The 15727-nt window shown below is 28.3% G+C and carries 18 protein-coding genes; 16 read left to right on the top strand and 2 right to left on the bottom strand.

The window, feature by feature from the left end; genetic code table 11:
• Position 1 precedes the first annotated feature (1 nt).
• Both HMPREF0072_RS00900 and HMPREF0072_RS11210 read left to right on the top strand, forming a co-directional pair.
• Positions 2–550, top strand: a complete 549-nt coding sequence (locus HMPREF0072_RS00900) for a restriction endonuclease subunit S (RefSeq protein ID WP_004826805.1) — start codon at positions 2–4, stop codon at positions 548–550.
• The gene (locus tag HMPREF0072_RS11210) at positions 535–1131 is read left to right on the top strand and encodes a restriction endonuclease subunit S (protein ID WP_081447013.1); all 597 of its coding nucleotides are present in this window, start codon (positions 535–537) and stop codon (positions 1129–1131) included. The genes HMPREF0072_RS00900 and HMPREF0072_RS11210 overlap by 16 nt, the downstream gene beginning before the upstream one ends.
• Before the next feature lie 5 nt (positions 1132–1136).
• On the opposite strand, the gene HMPREF0072_RS00890 is transcribed toward HMPREF0072_RS11210, so the two are convergent.
• On the bottom strand, positions 1137–2204 hold the full coding sequence (locus HMPREF0072_RS00890) for a hypothetical protein (RefSeq protein ID WP_004826803.1): 1068 nt from the start codon (positions 2202–2204) through the stop codon (positions 1137–1139).
• A 297-nt stretch (positions 2205–2501) separates the two neighbouring features.
• Between HMPREF0072_RS00890 and HMPREF0072_RS00885 the strand changes: the two genes are divergently transcribed.
• The 10 genes from HMPREF0072_RS00885 (at position 2502) to HMPREF0072_RS00840 (ending at position 11135) form a co-directional block, all read left to right on the top strand.
• A complete protein-coding gene (locus tag HMPREF0072_RS00885) occupies positions 2502–2876 on the top strand; it encodes a hypothetical protein (protein ID WP_004826802.1) in 375 nt (124 codons plus the stop codon).
• Positions 2873–3217 carry a hypothetical protein gene (locus HMPREF0072_RS00880; RefSeq protein ID WP_004826801.1) on the top strand — a complete coding sequence of 115 codons (345 nt, stop codon included), beginning with the start codon at positions 2873–2875 and terminating at the stop codon, positions 3215–3217. Before HMPREF0072_RS00885 ends, HMPREF0072_RS00880 begins: the two co-directional genes overlap by 4 nt.
• Entirely contained in the window at positions 3214–4506 is a 1293-nt protein-coding gene (locus tag HMPREF0072_RS00875; protein ID WP_004826800.1) for an ATP-binding protein, read from the top strand. Before HMPREF0072_RS00880 ends, HMPREF0072_RS00875 begins: the two co-directional genes overlap by 4 nt.
• Before the next feature lie 115 nt (positions 4507–4621).
• The gene (locus HMPREF0072_RS00870) at positions 4622–5143 is read left to right on the top strand and encodes a hypothetical protein (protein ID WP_039930922.1); all 522 of its coding nucleotides are present in this window, start codon (positions 4622–4624) and stop codon (positions 5141–5143) included.
• On the top strand, positions 5124–5321 hold the full coding sequence (locus tag HMPREF0072_RS00865; protein ID WP_004826798.1) for a replication initiation factor domain-containing protein: 198 nt from the start codon (positions 5124–5126) through the stop codon (positions 5319–5321). Before HMPREF0072_RS00870 ends, HMPREF0072_RS00865 begins: the two co-directional genes overlap by 20 nt.
• A complete protein-coding gene (locus HMPREF0072_RS00860; protein WP_004826797.1) occupies positions 5318–5812 on the top strand; it encodes a replication initiation factor domain-containing protein in 495 nt (164 codons plus the stop codon). The genes HMPREF0072_RS00865 and HMPREF0072_RS00860 overlap by 4 nt, the downstream gene beginning before the upstream one ends.
• Positions 5809–6015 carry a DUF3173 family protein gene (locus tag HMPREF0072_RS00855; RefSeq protein ID WP_004826796.1) on the top strand — a complete coding sequence of 69 codons (207 nt, stop codon included), beginning with the start codon at positions 5809–5811 and terminating at the stop codon, positions 6013–6015. The genes HMPREF0072_RS00860 and HMPREF0072_RS00855 overlap by 4 nt, the downstream gene beginning before the upstream one ends.
• The gene (locus HMPREF0072_RS00850; protein ID WP_004826795.1) at positions 6008–7246 is read left to right on the top strand and encodes a tyrosine-type recombinase/integrase; all 1239 of its coding nucleotides are present in this window, start codon (positions 6008–6010) and stop codon (positions 7244–7246) included. Before HMPREF0072_RS00855 ends, HMPREF0072_RS00850 begins: the two co-directional genes overlap by 8 nt.
• A 320-nt stretch (positions 7247–7566) precedes the next feature.
• Positions 7567–9840, top strand: coding sequence for a hypothetical protein (locus tag HMPREF0072_RS00845; protein WP_004826794.1), 2274 nt, complete (start codon positions 7567–7569; stop codon positions 9838–9840).
• 443 nt (positions 9841–10283) lie between these two features.
• The gene (locus HMPREF0072_RS00840) at positions 10284–11135 is read left to right on the top strand and encodes a MerR family transcriptional regulator (RefSeq protein WP_004826793.1); all 852 of its coding nucleotides are present in this window, start codon (positions 10284–10286) and stop codon (positions 11133–11135) included.
• Between the two features lie 427 nt (positions 11136–11562).
• Here the strand turns inward: HMPREF0072_RS00840 and HMPREF0072_RS00835 are convergent, their stop codons facing one another.
• Positions 11563–11994 carry a helix-turn-helix domain-containing protein gene (locus HMPREF0072_RS00835; RefSeq protein WP_004826792.1) on the bottom strand — a complete coding sequence of 144 codons (432 nt, stop codon included), beginning with the start codon at positions 11992–11994 and terminating at the stop codon, positions 11563–11565.
• 261 nt (positions 11995–12255) lie between these two features.
• Between HMPREF0072_RS00835 and HMPREF0072_RS00830 the strand changes: the two genes are divergently transcribed.
• The 4 genes from HMPREF0072_RS00830 (at position 12256) to HMPREF0072_RS00815 (ending at position 15512) form a co-directional block, all read left to right on the top strand.
• Complete coding sequence (locus HMPREF0072_RS00830; RefSeq protein WP_004826791.1) at positions 12256–12450, top strand: hypothetical protein; 195 nt, start codon at positions 12256–12258, stop codon at positions 12448–12450.
• A 1-nt stretch (position 12451) separates the two neighbouring features.
• A complete protein-coding gene (locus HMPREF0072_RS00825; protein WP_019116620.1) occupies positions 12452–13576 on the top strand; it encodes a site-specific integrase in 1125 nt (374 codons plus the stop codon).
• Positions 13569–13931: a plasmid mobilization protein gene (locus HMPREF0072_RS00820; RefSeq protein WP_004826789.1), complete on the top strand. Its 363-nt coding sequence runs from the start codon at positions 13569–13571 to the stop codon at positions 13929–13931. Before HMPREF0072_RS00825 ends, HMPREF0072_RS00820 begins: the two co-directional genes overlap by 8 nt.
• A gap of 117 nt (positions 13932–14048) precedes the next feature.
• Positions 14049–15512 (top strand): VapE domain-containing protein, encoded by a 1464-nt coding sequence (locus HMPREF0072_RS00815; protein WP_004826788.1) that lies wholly within the window; start codon positions 14049–14051, stop codon positions 15510–15512.
• The last annotated feature ends 215 nt before the right edge of the window (positions 15513–15727 follow it).

The following is a 15727-nucleotide window of genomic DNA, read 5'->3' as shown; positions in this document are numbered from 1 at the left end:
GATGATTGAACTTGATAATTGGAAAGAATTTAATGTTGGAAAACTATTAAATCCACAAACAACTAAATTATCTATTAAAAATGATTTAGAAGAAGGAAAAGTTCCTTTCATTTCAAGAACTGGACTTAATAATGGTGTTGATTGTTATGTTGATGTGTCAAATGATAGAATAACGAAAGGAGATTGCATAACAATAGGGGCAGAAGGGGTTATAGCATTTTACCAAAGATATGATTTTGCTACAGGCAACAAAGTTTATACGTTAAGAAATCCTAAAATGAACGAAAAAAGTGCCCTATTTATATGCACAGTATTAAATTTAGAAATTTTCAAATATTCATATGGTAGAGCTAGAGTATTGAATAAATTAAAAGACGAAGTTATAAAATTACCTGCAAAAGTTGATAAAAATGATTGTTTTGTAATTGATAAAGATAAACAATTTAACAAGGAAGGATATATTCCTGACTGGGAATACATGGAAAATTTTATAGAAAGGCTTGAAACCAGAGAGAGAGAGAGAGTCAAAGCTCTATTAGAGATTCTTTAATAACAAAAAATTATAATAATATATCGTATAATCTTAATATTGATTTATGGAAGGAATTTAAAGTTAAAGACATATTTAATGTAAAATATGGTGTTAATCTTGAGCTAAATAAATGTATAGAAGTAAATAATGGTATTAATTTTGTCTCAAGAACAGCAGAGAACAATGGCGTTTCTGCAATTGTAGAATTAATTGATGATGTAATACCACAAAAACCAGGTTTACTTACAGTAGCAGGCGGTGGTAGTGTATTATCTACCTTTTTACAGAATAAAGAATTTTATAGTGGCCGAGATTTGTATACTCTTGAATCTAAAGAAGAACTATCTGATTTAGTGAAACTTTTTTTGACTACTATTATAGAAAAAAATAAATATAAATATAATTATGGTAGGCAAGCTAATAAAACTTTACCAGATTTAATTTTAGAACTCCCAATCAAGAGGAATTCAGATGACAATCCTATTATAGATAAAAATAGAACTTATTCTTCTGATGGTTATATACCTGATTGGGATTTTATGGAAAAATATATAAAATCTTTACCTTTTGGGGATAAAATAAGTAAAACAGGCGGATAAATATATTATCGCCTGTTTTTATTATTAAATGGATCAAACTCTTTTTTTTCGCTGATTTCTATAAAATCTAATGCTTTAATTTTTTCGTTAGCTTTATAAAATTCTTGAATACAAGCTTCATAATCATCTTTATAAGTATCATTAACAATATAAAGATTTTTAATAATTTCATCTGTGTGAATTTCAATTCCTTTATATTTTAATGCTTTTATTATAGTCATTATAGTCACATTGACATATCTTTTGAATAGATAACTATCATAATATATGATATTATTATCTATATTATCAAGATCCAATTTGTAATCATTGCTATCATCCAGTTGCAAAGTATGGTTTAGTTCCTCCTTAAATTGCATATCAAGATCATAAAGTCTTAGACTTCTATAGGAAAAATTTCTATACCAATCTTTAAATCTTATACTTGGTATATTATCAGACTTATAACTATATGGACAGTTTGATTTTATTTGTTCATAAAGATCTTTATTTTCAATAGCCCAATCTTCTAGTAATTTATTTTCTTTATACCAGGAATCAAAATCTTTATGAGACTCTATTATATATTTATTTGAAGATTCATATAAATTTTTGTTAATTTTACACCATTCTTCAAAAGATGGAAAATTGATGTGTGGAAAGTATTTTTCTGCGTCTATTTTTTGTTCGTTATAAGAATTTATTAGATTATTTGGATTATAGTAAATCTTATAAGCAACATCTTCTCTATTTTTATCATGATTATATGCAGAAATAGCGTTATCTAAAACTACGCTATAGTGTTTAATAATTTTATCATTTGCTTTTTTATGTTTACTTTTATCAAGATAACTATCAAATATACGATCTTTGATTGAAATCATATAACTCATTCGTTCATTCTCTGTTAAATCTACCCATATATCATTTACATTTTTATATTTTAATTCCTTTAGTTTTATATTTTTCAATTCAGAATAAAACTTTTTAAGTCTTCTGCTAGATAATATTCTAAATGCATGTTGATTGTTTGTTTTAATGTCATAAAACTTTCTTACTGAGTCGTAAAATTTATTGATTTCTAATTCATTCATAATAATAACCTTTCTTTAATTCAAATACATGGTGTAACTTTTTCGTGGTGTGATGTATTTTTTTGATAAATGTGATGTTAATTTAAAAATAAAACGGTTATAAAACCTGTATAAATGTTGATATATAAGTAATATACTTTGATAAACAAAAGAATCAAATTATTTGGGATGTGATGTATCTGTCTCGTACAATATAAGTACCAGGTGATGTGAATCATGTTTTACAAGGAGGTTTATAAATTGAACATGGTTTAATGTCTTAATTTTATAAGAATTACCGAACTGAAAGGACAAATAATGCATACAAAAAATTTAATTGAAAGTTTAAATAAATATTTAGAGTTAAGGTCTAAAATGGTAATAATAAAATCCATAATAACAGAAAGTTTAAAAAAAGAAAATTATGACAGCTATCAAGCAGCTGAAACTTTATTAAAGGCAATCTGTTATACGCATGGATATTTTGGACTAGATGTTAATGGAGATTATAGAATAAATGATTATAACGCAATCTATGACATAATCAATAAATATAACATTTTGAATAATGAGTATTCAAATATTAAAAAATTGCTTAATAGACTTTTTAATCATGGAGACATTACTTCAAATGAGTGTATTAGAGAAGTGTTTTGGATATTAATTGATTTAGAAAAAAGAGGTTTAATATGAAAGGTTTAAATAAATTTATGGCATTTAATGCCAGTGCGTTTTTTAAAGATAAAGACATAATGGTTATAGCAAATGAAGATTGGGTTGACTACGAAAATGCTAAACCTACTGAACCTAAAGGAACCAAATACAAATGTATGATTGTTTCTGATAAAACAAATTATGGTGAAGGTGCTACTAAACTTAACGAAGGTGAACAAATAATTATTAAAGTTGAGGGTAAAGCAAAACCATATGAAAAGTTTTCTAGAGTTAAAATGATAAATCCTAAATGTAATGTTTATGGAGAGTATAGAAATAATCTTTCTATAACTGCTGAAGATGTGGAGTTCTCTAAATGAGGACTCCAAGATATATTAGAGGTACTTTTGCTATGTTAATCATAATTATATGCTTGATACTATTTCTAGGATTACAAATTCTAAGTCCTTTATTAGTAAAATATAAAATTGTGAATAACGATGTTTTTGTAAATCTATTTTTAATAATTGCAGTTTGCATATTAGTTATTTTGTTAATGTCATGGTCTTATAGGAATAGTTTAAATCGTGGTCTTAAGTATGCTTTTATACATTATAGGATAAGTAAAAAGTTAAGAAAACAGCTTATAGATAGTAAATATTATATTGAAAACAAAGTTTTTAATGTTCTGATATTGCCACTTGTTAAGGTGGAATTTATAGATGGCGGTAATCTAAATCAAGGAATTATAAGTATAGAAAACAATATTAAGTTTGATAAGAAACTAGAAGATATAAGGCTTAATGGAGCTTTAAGTGATTATATAGTTACACAACAGTATTTAAGTAATGATGGCAACACATACATTTATGAGATATCCTCTAAAGAAATGTTTAGTCAATTAGTATTTGATAGTATTAAAGATTATTTAGCTTGGTCTAAAACTGGTATAAATGATTATTCGTTTAGATTATCAGATAATGATGTTCTACCATTTCACCATATGGGTATTGCTGCTCAAACTGGTGGTGGAAAGAGCTTTATGTTACAGTCTTTACTTATTCAGATTTTAAATAAAGAAATTAAACATTTAGTTTATCTTATTGATCCAAAGTCTGCCGATTTATTATCATTTGGAAAGCATAATTTAAAACAAGGATTTTATGCTGATAAAGAGGGTGCTATATCAATGATAGAAAAATTTTATAATGATATGGTTCAGAGAAAGGAAGATTTACAGGAATTTTTCGATAAAAAATCTAATTTTGATTATAGAGATTTGGGGCTACCAGCTAGCATATTAGTGATTGATGAGTTTGGAGCATTAAGAGCTTCATGGAATACTTTGGCAAAGAAAGATAGGGATTATATTGAATCATTGTTATCTAATATAGTGTTTATGGGTAGACAATTAGGTTTCTTTGTGTTTTTGGTATTACAAAGGTTTTCGGCTGAAACAGTACCTAGAGCAATAACTGAACAATTAGTTATAAGGATAGTTCTTAGTGAATCAGATGATTTAACGTATAGAACGTTATTTTCACAGTCTGCAAATATACCTAGTTTAAATTTAAAACCAGGAATGGGATTCTTCTCTTGTCCGAAACTTGCGAAGATAGAATCTCCTAAACTATTTGTATTCCCTTTCTGTAGATTCCTAAAAACTTAGTTACTGATACGCGTAGCGTATCAGTAACTAAGAGCGTGGGTATTCTAATAGCCACGCTCCACATATGGAGATAATAGGTTATAGTTGTTGGCATATACAGATTTGGAGGTTTAAAATGATGAAATTAGGTGTGGATCAATTTACATTAATATTGATTCCGAATGAAAAGTTTGATTTTGAAAGTTGGAGATTGTTAGTAGCGCCAAAAATAATAAATATATTTAATAGTTGTACAAAAATTGAAAGTATATTAGGAAAATTATCCTTAGTAGATGCAAATGTTGGTAAATATATTAATTTCAAATTACCAGCAGGCTATACTAAGGGATATTATGTAAAAAATGCGCTGTTCTATTTTTCGATAGCATATAATGAGGCTATGCCTAATATGTGTGTAATCATATATTTTAGTGCCACAGCCTGGAAAATATATTGTGAGAATTATACCAATACTTATAATAAACCAATGAATATCAGGAGATTTTTAAAAATGATAAAAACTACCTATTTTAAGTGTAGGCTTTCAAGATTAGATATTTGTGTTGATTTTATAGACGAAGGCCTATCAGTAAGTCAGTTATCAAAATCAATTCAATGTGGAAGAACTGAGGTGAGATATGGGAAAATCCAAATATAAGAATTTATATGACAGAGTTGTTAATGAAAATAAAAAGAAAAGATATCCTAGAAATCCTTCTAAGATAAGTGATGTATCTAATAATTTTAATGCAGAGACACTCTATATTGGCTCAAGGAAACGAAATTCAAAAGTTTTGTTGAGAATTTATGATAAAAAGAAGGAGCAGTTATCATGAAACCTTATAGACATATTGCCAAAAATGTAAATGACTGGGTGAGGTTAGAAGCAGAATTTTCTAGTGAATATGCTCATCAGATAACAGATATGATACTTGAGTGCAAGAACGATAAAGAATTAAAAGAAGTACTTTTATGTTCAATTCTTAGTAGATATATGTTTTTTTATACGAGATCAAATAAACCTCATAAAATAACTAAGTTGATGATTGATGAGTTAGAAGATATGAATTACACATTGTCATTACCTTCACCTAGAGATAATGATCTTGATAGGTCGATTGAATATATTATCAACAATAGCGGCTTATTTTCTATATTCTATAAGATTCAATATCTATATGGATTTGATGAGTTATATGATTTTATTATATTTCTAGTAGATGAATATAAAAAATATACGGTAAAAGATGATGTGTTAATTTGGCTTAAGAAACACGAAAAAAATTATTTGGGCAAAGCCCCGCCATGGAGAAAGGATGGTGAATGAAGATGATGGTTACTAAAGACGACTTGATAGATATTGGATTTAAAGAGCATCAAGCTAAGGTTATTATACAAAGAGCAAAGAAAGAGCTTGTAAATGACGGTTATTCATTATATAATGGAACAAGGATAGGTTGTGTGCCTAAATCCTACGTTGAAAAAATAATTGGAGTTTCCCTAGACGATAAGGGGGAACATAATGAGTAAAACTAAATATCCTTGTGTTTATAAGGATAAAAACGGAAAATTTTTTTATCAGGTAGAATTAGGAATAGATAATATAACTGGCAAGAGAATTCAAAAAAAAGGTCGTAAGGATAATAATGGAAAAAATTTTAGTACAGCGAAATCATGCTATGACTATTCTATTTATCTAAAGAGAAAATATGTAGAGTCTCAAGGGATATTTGCAAATGGAATAAAATTAGAAGATTTCATAGAAAAATATTTTATAGGACACTATAAAGCAAAGGTGCAAGATTCTACGTTTAGAACAAAGATTCATATAATAAGAAAAGTTCAAAAATACTTTGCTAATGCTAAGATTGAAGATATAAATGTTAGAAAATGTGAAGCATTTAAATCTGATCTTATCAATAATAGTGATTATAGTAAAACTTATGCTTCAATGATATATGGATGCCTTAGACAAATATTAGATTATGCTGTAACTTTAGAATTTGTTCATGAGAATGTAAGCAAGAAAACCAAATCTATACCCAAAGAAAAAATATATGTGCCGTTTTGGACTTTAGATGAATTTCAAAAAGTAATCTCTACCTTTTGTTTAGACGATTTATATGAGCACATGGGATTTGTAATGTTGTGGCTCTATTTTAATACAGGTATAAGGGTAGGAGAGGGTCAGGCTTTAACATGGAATAAAGTAAATTTCAAAGACAAGACCCTTACAATTAATTCTACAATTGATTTAAGTAGTCCTAGCTCCTATACGATAAAAAACAGAACCAAAACAGATTCTGGTAATAGAATTATATCATTAGATGACTCAACAATCAACATATTAAAAAGATGGAAAAGCACTCAGAAGAAATACGGAGTTAGCAAATTTATAATAAGTTATTGTGACAAACCTATTAGAAGGAATACAATTCATAGAATTATTAATAGACATGCTAAATTGGCTAATGTTAAGAGGATTCAGGCTAAGGGGTTGAGGCACTCTCATGTAAGCTATTTGATCAATCATTTTAATGCAGATATTTTAACAGTAAGTAATAGATTGGGGCATTCAGGACCAGAGATAACATTAAAACATTATAGTCATCTTTGGCCTAATAGAGACCGAAGCTTAGCTAAAAAAATGAGTGGAATTATTAAGTTTGATAATCCAAAAAAATCAATGGTGGAGTTCAATGGAAATCAGTTTATTAAATATAATAGTAGTGATTCCTGCCAAAATCCTGCCAAAATCTAATAGCAATGCTTAAAGTGTTGAAAACAACAGTGTTTAATATCTTAGTTGCTATTGAATGGGAGTAATCGCAAAATTTTCTAAAATGGCTTAATTCCAAGCTATATAGAGAATAAAAAATGGCTACTGGTACTCAAATGGTACTGGAATTAAAAAAGAATAAATTGAATAATAGTTCCAAGTGGTTTAGAAAAAAGCGATAGCCCTGGTCTTTGTACTGGGGCTATTTCTATATTCAAATATTAATTATCTAAAAGTAATGGTAATAATCTATATTAAAATAATAGATATAAGGATTACTTAATAGTAAGGGGGGTAGAGAATTGTCAGAAGTAAAATACAAAAACTATTTAGATCATGAAATTCATGTTAAATTTGTTGAGGGGATATTGGAACAAAGTCAGAGCTGGCAATGGTTTATTGAATATATTGAAGATAATTATAATTTGTCAGACGTAGGCTCGTACATTGAGTATCAAAATAGAAGTAATTCTTTGATTCGTATCTTAAGAAATTTTACTAACATTTTAGAGGTATGTGATTTTAACTTTCAATTTAGAACAATATTGTTACAAGAGATTTATGAAATATCAAAATATTATGTAGGAGCAACAGAAAGAGAGAACTGTGAGAAAAATGTAAGTAGCGAGTTTTCTAAAGTCCTACTTTTATCAGTTTGGTTAACTAAATTACAAAATTCAGGAAATAAGTCAAAGTATATTATTGATAATCGATTCATGAATCAGCGAAACTTTCATCAAGCACTCAATATGCAAGAATTTGATTATGATAAAGAAGAGATAATTTTATATTTAGAAAAAATAAAATTAAAAGACTTTGGAAGAATAAAACGAAACATAGAAGATAATCTAAATCGTGTAGTTTATGGCCTTTCAGAAAATTTCTTTGAGAAGTATGGTGATAAATTACTCTCAGAAAACTGTTTCAATTTTCAATCATTTGATAGAGGGACTAACTTAACTTGGCAGGAAGATACTTTATTAGACATGATCCAGATTTCAATAAGGAATGGAGAAGTAATCCCTATGTATTCAAATGGAGATATTATAGTTCCAAACTATAAAGATTGGACTCCGGATTTATTAAAACAGTTAAAAAACTATTTTAACAATAGGATTTCTGATTTTGTAATAGAATCTGTTGATTTCTTATTAAATCAAAAAGCTCCAAATATAGAGACTATTGAGGATCATTGTAACTTGTTTTTAGAACTGATTAGTAAAGGTGAGGACTATGAAATATTGACTTCTTCAACCTATGAAATATTGACTATGCTATTTGATCAAGGAGCTATGGATAGGATAGATAAAACAGAAGTAATAAAAGAATTCTATAAAAGTTTACACTCTATAACTTCTGTAAATCTCTTAATGAGACTCCGTTCCTCTTTTCCTCTACATAGAGATCAAATTCAAAGCGTAAAAGATTACATAGAAAATGAATATAGGACTATTTTGGATATCAACGATATTCCAAATTTGACGCAATACTTAAAAAATATAGATATAGCAAGATATATTAATCAAATTTATTATGATGAAACTAAGGATAGGTTCTTGAAGTTAATAAAAGATGTTAATGATACTTTGGTTGCGAATATATTCTACCACGCGATGTTATTTCTCATATCTGTTAATCAAACTAATCAAATTGTTGATAAAAGAATTGTGAAACAAGATATGATAAATCTTCAAGAGTATTGGGAAAAAAGTAAATACCAAGAACAAGTAAAGAATCTTCAGGAATTTACATATTGTACCCAGATTTCCACAGAAGAAGTAGAAAAATACAATAAAAGTATTTTGGAGAATCCCATTATTGTAGCTAATAGTACCGTTCTAGCTAAAGTTGATGATTTAATATCAGTTCTTGAAAGAACTTCTAATCATTCATTAATGTATATGGTTAATAGAATTGAAATAAACAATATATTTCCAATTAAAGACACTGGTATAAATTTTGATAGACATGAAACAGACAATATCTTAAGAAAACAGGTTGAGAAAATTATAGAAAAATATGGATATAAATTTATAAATATTTTAGATGCAGATATTTATGTTTCTGCTATGCATGATACATATATAAATAACGTATATTTCGTAATTAATTTATTTAATAAAGAAAAAGAGTTATATGAATTGTTAGAAAAAATTATTGGAGTCAGATTAATTCCATTTAATGAACAAATTTCTCTAGGTCACTTAACTCAACTTTTTCCTTTGTTAGAAATTGAGATTAGAAAACTTGGAAAGTTATTTGGGATTGTGCCATTTAAAGAAAATGTACGTGAATTTATGAAATTTAAAGATCCAAGTTCTATATTAAGAGAGCTAATAGAAGATGTATACGAGGAGTTGGATGGTTTAGAGAGTGCTCCGGATTTATTATTCGTATATCACTTTATGTATAATAGTAACTCTCTAAATATTAGAAATGAATGTATTCATGGAAGAGATTATTTTGAAGGTTATATGCTTAAATTTGCTTTTAAAGTTACCATGTTAGCATTATATATGATTAGATACAGAATTAATTCAATATTGACTAATAGTAATAGCTACAATGAAGTATAAGGTGCAGAAAACTAACAACCGGGTGGTATGTAAATAATAGTTCCAAGTGGTTTAAATTTGGACAAAAAATTAGACCGTAGTTTGAAGCTGCGGTCTTTTTGCCTACATATTTTCATTTTAAAAATCTTGATTTTATATAATTATGCAAGTTGTTATAAATTAGGTCATTAATTAAGGTAAATAAAATAGTGAAATTTATTAAGACTATGACAGAATACTTGATGGAACATTTAGATTATATAGCAAACAAGTAAATTATGCGACAATAAAATGTCGATTTTAGTGTTTGTTTGAATAAGATTTATCAAAAAGAAAATAAGCACTTTGCAAAAATGGTCAGACACTGTTTTGGTTTATAGATAAGTGGGAATTTTATATATGTATAGGGCTTGACCTGACCGTTGGGGACCGTGTTATCCTTTAATCAAAGGAGGTATATAACCATGTTAAGAAGTGAAATTCAAAAAGAAACGGGTCTAACTAGGAAGGCAATAGAGTATTATGAGGATAAAGGACTTATCAATCCTCAGAAATCTGAGAATGGTTATAGAGACTATAGTATAAAGGATTTAGAGATTCTAAAAAAGGTATCTATATTTAGAAAATTGGGAATGAGTATCTCAGATATTTATCAGTGTATATCGTCAGGTGGAAATAGTCTGTCTTCTGTTTTAAGGGAAAAACAACATCAATTGGACCTTGATGAAAAAAGAAAAAAAATACTAGAAATGATTGTTAAAGGTGAAAGTAATGAACTAATCAATGAGAAAGTTTCGCTACTTGAGGTGGAAGAAAATATCTATGAAAAACTAGAAATTGCTTTTCCGGGATATTTTGGACAAATGTTATTTGCTGCCTATCAACCATTTTTGAATGAACCATTAGAAGATGATGGTAAGGATTACTTTTACAAATATATAGCTTATCTTGATTGGCTTCCTACTTTTGAATTAACTGAAGAAGAGAAAAAATATATTGAGAATATTAGCTCATCCTTTGATATGAAAACCTTAAGAGATGTGAATCAGGCTAAACTCGATGCTATAGAGAGTTTTGAAAAGTGGATGAAAGATAATGAGGATGTAATTTCTCAATATGAAACCTATAAAAATAGTGAAGAGTATCAAAATAGCATGATGAAACAGATCCAGGATAAGCTTAAAAACTTTATGAAGGAAAATCAATATTATGAAATAGCAATTCCACTTATTAGAAAATTTAGCAAAAGCTATGATAATTACTATAAAAAGTTGTTAAAGGCAAATGAAAAGTATCTAAATAATAAATATCAATAATCATAGCTAAGCATCTACTTACCTTTAGTAGGTGCTTTTTTTATGCCCAAATGTAAAGAGTTTCAGGGCCAAGATAAATAGTTTAATTGTATCAAATACGGTTAGAAAATAGATTGAGATTAAGGCTTTGGGACAAGGACAGGATTAAAAAATTTAAAACGTATTATATTTATACGGATTAACGAAATTATAAAAAAGAACCTTGTATTTTGAACGGTTTTAGATGTATAGTACATTTTAAAAGAAGTAGCAAAAAAACTAAAAAAACTTGTAAAATCAATAGTTACAGAAGATTAAAAACTGTAAATGAGATTAAAATGGGAACATTTGTTAAAAAGAATAAATTGAATAATAGTTCCAAGTGGTTTACATTCGGACAAAAAATTAGACCGTAGTTTCAAGCTGCGGTCTTTTTGCGTACATATTTTTATTTTAAAAATCTTGATTTTTTAGGGTAAGATAACTTCCAATCTTCAAATTCTTCGTCTGTTATCTCATCGTTATAATGCTTCTTTCTCATCTCATTCCATTCTATAAGAAAATTATTGAAATCTACATCATTTGACAAAAGTCCAGTAATTTCTCCTTCGTCTGCTAAGGGTCTAAACTTCATATCTTTTTCATAATCAAAAATTATATGCATTATTTCAAAAATAGAATTAGGTTCGTGATTAATTAATGCTGATATATCACAATCAAGTGCTTCAGATATTTTTTGTAATTGTTCTTTACTTGGAGATCTATTTCCAAGTTCATAATTTCTTATGGCAGCATCTGTCAAACCAGACTTAATAGCGAGTTCTTTTTGAGTTAAGTTTCGCATAAGTCTTAACTTTTTTAATTTTTCTCCAGAAATCAAACTAACTCCTCCTTATTTCACAATAACTATAAATATTTTATCACAAAATGAACAAAAGCTCAACAAAACTGTTCTGTTGTAAATATTTGCAAGTATCTGAATATTTTAGAAAAAAATAAATAGAAAAAACTTGACAGAACAAATATGAACTGTTATTATATATACATACCGTTCGATATTGAACGGAAAATGTAAGATATAAAAATTAATGCTCGCCCTTTTGAGGATGTAGAACCTTACAAACTATAAAAGGAGGACATTATGAAAGGTATTTTTATGAATGCAAAAGATGTACAAGATTTTCTTGATGTAAGTAGGACAACAGCATATCAGATTATAAACGATATGAATCAAGACCTACTTAAATTAGGGTATCGTGTGCAAAGAGGAAAGGTAAATAGAGAATACTTTATGGAAAAGTATTGCTATAAACCAACGAATGCAAAGGAGGTTTAAAGTGCCAGCATTTAGAGATGAAAGCGGGAACAAGACTTGGTTTTGTAAATTTAATTACACCAACTGGAAAGGAGAAAAATTAACTAAGAAAAAACGTGGATTTTTAACAAAAAAAGAAGCTTTAAAATGGGAACAAGAATTCTTAAATCAACATTCTGAATCAATTGAGATGAGCTTTAGGGAGTTTTTTGAACTTTATAAGAGGGATAGAAAACCAAGAATAAGAGAAAATACTTGGAGGACAAAAGAAGCAATTGTAAATCAAAAAATACTTCCCTATATAGGTGATTTAATGCTTAATGAGATTAATAATGTAACCATCATTCAATGGCAAAATGAGCTTATGAAGATTAAGGATAAGAATGGGAAAAAGTACTCTCCTACCTATTTGAGAACTATTCATGCCCAATTATCAAGTATCTTAAATCATGCCTGTAGGTACTACAATTTAAAAACTAATGTTGCTCGTGATGTTGGGTCTATGGGAGAAAAAGAAGCTGATGAAATGCTATTTTGGACTCAAGATGAATATGAAAGATTTATAGAAGCTATTAAAGATAAACCTGAGTCATTCTATGCTTTTGAACTTTTGTATTGGTGTGGTCTTAGGATGGGAGAATTATTAGCCTTAACAAAAGAGAAATTTGATTTTGAAAGGCATACATTAAAAATTGATGAATCTTTACAAAGGATAGATGGGAAAAATGTAATAACTGCTCCTAAGACTAAAAAAAGTATAAGGACAATAGTTATGCCTGAATTTTTAACTGATGAGATCAAAGAATATATAGAAAGTTTTTATAAGTTAAAACCCAAAGACTTAATATTTAATTTTTCTAAGAGCTACCTACACCATGAAATGGATAGGGGCTCTAAGAAATCTCAAGTAAAAAGAATTCGAATACATGATTTAAGGCATTCTCATGTTTCACTCTTGATTGAACTTGGATTTTCTGCAACTGCAATAGCTGATAGGGTTGGACATGAATCAATTGACATCACCTATAGATATGCTCATCTCTTCCCTAGCAAGCAAAAAGAAATGGCTTTGTCTTTAACGCAAGTAAGAAATAACAAGGCAAATGATTGGAAAGATTTATTAGAAGAGGACGATAAAGATGTTTAGAAGACATTCATTAGATAAAATTTCACAAAAAACTAGAAATAAAGAGAAAAATAGAAAAAGAAATCGCATTTTAAATTTTAGGGTATCTGAAGAAGAATATGAACTAATAAACAAAAAGATAGAAATAAGTGGACTTAAAAAGCAAGATTATTTTATTCAAATGCTATTAAATCACGAAGTTAAGTTAGTAAGTGATTACAGACTTTCTGATAATATAGCCAAGGAAATATTTCAACTAGCAAAAGTTATTAAAAAGTTCGGCAAACTCAATGACGATGAAGCTGATATTTTAATCTATATTTTAGAAATATATGAAGAAATCAAAAAAGAAAAAAGCCCCTACTACAAAGAGTAAAGGCATACACTCCTGTGAGAAGTGTTCTCTAGACAAGTTCATTTTACCACAGGAGTCTTATTTATACCAGACAGGAGGATAAAATGGAAAACACATATAAAACAATAAATAGATTAGATGGTTGTAAAAAGAAAAGGAGTGAGGCTTATGACAGATATTAAATTAAAATTCCCGGAAATAGATCAGACTTACGCCTTTTTAGACTTACAAACTACAGATAAGGGGACGGTTAGACAAATTACTGGGAATATTGTAACTGCTATTTTAAATCCAAAATATTGTCAAAACCAAAAAATCATTGATGGACAAATATTCTTTGATAAATTTACCAATGAAATAAAATTCCAGGGGAAAATTATCGGAGAAAGAAATATAAAGGAAAATCAAATACGACTTTGGGATGATTCTTTGAACAATAGACTAGGCTTAGAGATAGAAAAACATTTTGGAATTAATTATAATGCCAATAAAATGTGGGAGGCTATTCGTTTTGTAGCTCATCAATATGAAGTGAGTCCGCCAAAGCAATATCTTCAAAATTTAAAATGGAATGGAGATAAAAATGCAATTAGAAAACTATTACCAAGGTATTTGGGAGCGAATGATACAGAGCTTAACAATTGGATAATGGAACATATGATATTGGGTATGATAAAAAGAATTTTTAATCCAGGATCTAAGCTTGATGAGATGATTGTTTTAGTTGGTGGACAAGGTATAGGCAAATCGACTTTTGCAAGATACCTGTCCATAACAGACGATTGGTTTTGCACAATAGAAAACATTCAAGGCAAGGATGCTATCATGAACCTTATCGGTAAAACTGTTGTTGAAATCGAAGAATTCGTTGCTTTAAGAAATGCAAAATCGGCTAATGAAGCTAAATCTTTTTTATCAAAATTAAGCGATAGGATAAGGATACCCTACGAAAAATATGCAACAGACGTGCCAAGAACTTGCATCTTTATAGGGACATTAAACGAAAGAACTTTTCTTAATGACCATACTGGAGAAAGAAGATATTTACCTGTTGAATGTAATTCGAATCAAAGAATAAGGACTATATATCCAGATAAAAATAATAAAGAAAAAATCTCAGACAAAGAATATATGTCACGCATAAGAGAAGATTTTAATCAGGCATTGGCCTTAGGATATGAAATTTTCAAAAACAAGACCCACGCATGGACTATACCAAAAAATCTCTTAAAAGACTTGTATAAGGAACAAGAAAAATTCAAATATCTAAACCCAGATGTGGAAGACATTAGGTATTTACTAGAAGAATATAAGCCAAAAAGTGCAGATCCTAATATAACTTGTTTCAAAGAATTAACCATGCAAGGCTTCCAAATAAAATCGAAATCTTTTTCAGAGATTATGGATAATTATTTCCAAGAATGGATTCCAGTTAGGTCATCAAAGACCAAGAGAATATCACCAAGTGGAGTCTCAATTCCAGTAAAACTATATTATGAAAAGAAAGAAGAATACAAAACTGACTTTATAGAAGTTGATAAGAAGTTTTTGCCAGAAGAATGGCAAAAAGAAAATCAATTAGAAATAGATACAGAAAATTAAGTGAAAAATGCAGATGTAACTTTGTAACCTGTAACCCACCGTTATAAATCTTCTTAAATTAGGATTACATAAATTAATGGCTTGATAATAAGGGGTTGAAACAGACTCTTAAAACAAGCTTGCCTAATTTTGGAAGTTTTTATTTTGTAAGTTACAGTTACACTTATTAATGTCTATTTGAAAAAATATTAAAAAATAAATTTTAGATTTGTTAA

It is taken from the genome of Anaerococcus lactolyticus ATCC 51172 (assembly GCF_000156575.1).
Lineage (GTDB): Bacteria > Bacillota > Clostridia > Tissierellales > Peptoniphilaceae > Anaerococcus > Anaerococcus lactolyticus.
The sequence above is the reverse complement of the archived record's forward strand: the minus strand, read 5'-3'. Positions and strand labels throughout refer to the sequence as shown.

What these genes read in the sequence shown, in the direction of transcription:
- HMPREF0072_RS00900 (WP_004826805.1), top strand. Translation starts at nt 2, where the DNA reads ATGATTGAACTTGATAATTGGAAAGAATTTAATGTTGGAAAACTATTA.
- HMPREF0072_RS00890 (WP_004826803.1), bottom strand. Translation starts at nt 2,204, where the DNA reads ATGAATGAATTAGAAATCAATAAATTTTACGACTCAGTAAGAAAGTTT.
- HMPREF0072_RS00885 (WP_004826802.1), top strand. Translation starts at nt 2,502, where the DNA reads ATGCATACAAAAAATTTAATTGAAAGTTTAAATAAATATTTAGAGTTA.
- HMPREF0072_RS00880 (WP_004826801.1), top strand. Translation starts at nt 2,873, where the DNA reads ATGAAAGGTTTAAATAAATTTATGGCATTTAATGCCAGTGCGTTTTTT.
- HMPREF0072_RS00875 (WP_004826800.1), top strand. Translation starts at nt 3,214, where the DNA reads ATGAGGACTCCAAGATATATTAGAGGTACTTTTGCTATGTTAATCATA.
- HMPREF0072_RS00870 (WP_039930922.1), top strand. Translation starts at nt 4,622, where the DNA reads ATGATGAAATTAGGTGTGGATCAATTTACATTAATATTGATTCCGAAT.
- HMPREF0072_RS00865 (WP_004826798.1), top strand. Translation starts at nt 5,124, where the DNA reads ATGGGAAAATCCAAATATAAGAATTTATATGACAGAGTTGTTAATGAA.
- HMPREF0072_RS00860 (WP_004826797.1), top strand. Translation starts at nt 5,318, where the DNA reads ATGAAACCTTATAGACATATTGCCAAAAATGTAAATGACTGGGTGAGG.
- HMPREF0072_RS00855 (WP_004826796.1), top strand. Translation starts at nt 5,809, where the DNA reads ATGAAGATGATGGTTACTAAAGACGACTTGATAGATATTGGATTTAAA.
- HMPREF0072_RS00850 (WP_004826795.1), top strand. Translation starts at nt 6,008, where the DNA reads ATGAGTAAAACTAAATATCCTTGTGTTTATAAGGATAAAAACGGAAAA.
- HMPREF0072_RS00840 (WP_004826793.1), top strand. Translation starts at nt 10,284, where the DNA reads ATGTTAAGAAGTGAAATTCAAAAAGAAACGGGTCTAACTAGGAAGGCA.
- HMPREF0072_RS00830 (WP_004826791.1), top strand. Translation starts at nt 12,256, where the DNA reads ATGAAAGGTATTTTTATGAATGCAAAAGATGTACAAGATTTTCTTGAT.
- HMPREF0072_RS00820 (WP_004826789.1), top strand. Translation starts at nt 13,569, where the DNA reads ATGTTTAGAAGACATTCATTAGATAAAATTTCACAAAAAACTAGAAAT.
- HMPREF0072_RS00815 (WP_004826788.1), top strand. Translation starts at nt 14,049, where the DNA reads ATGGTTGTAAAAAGAAAAGGAGTGAGGCTTATGACAGATATTAAATTA.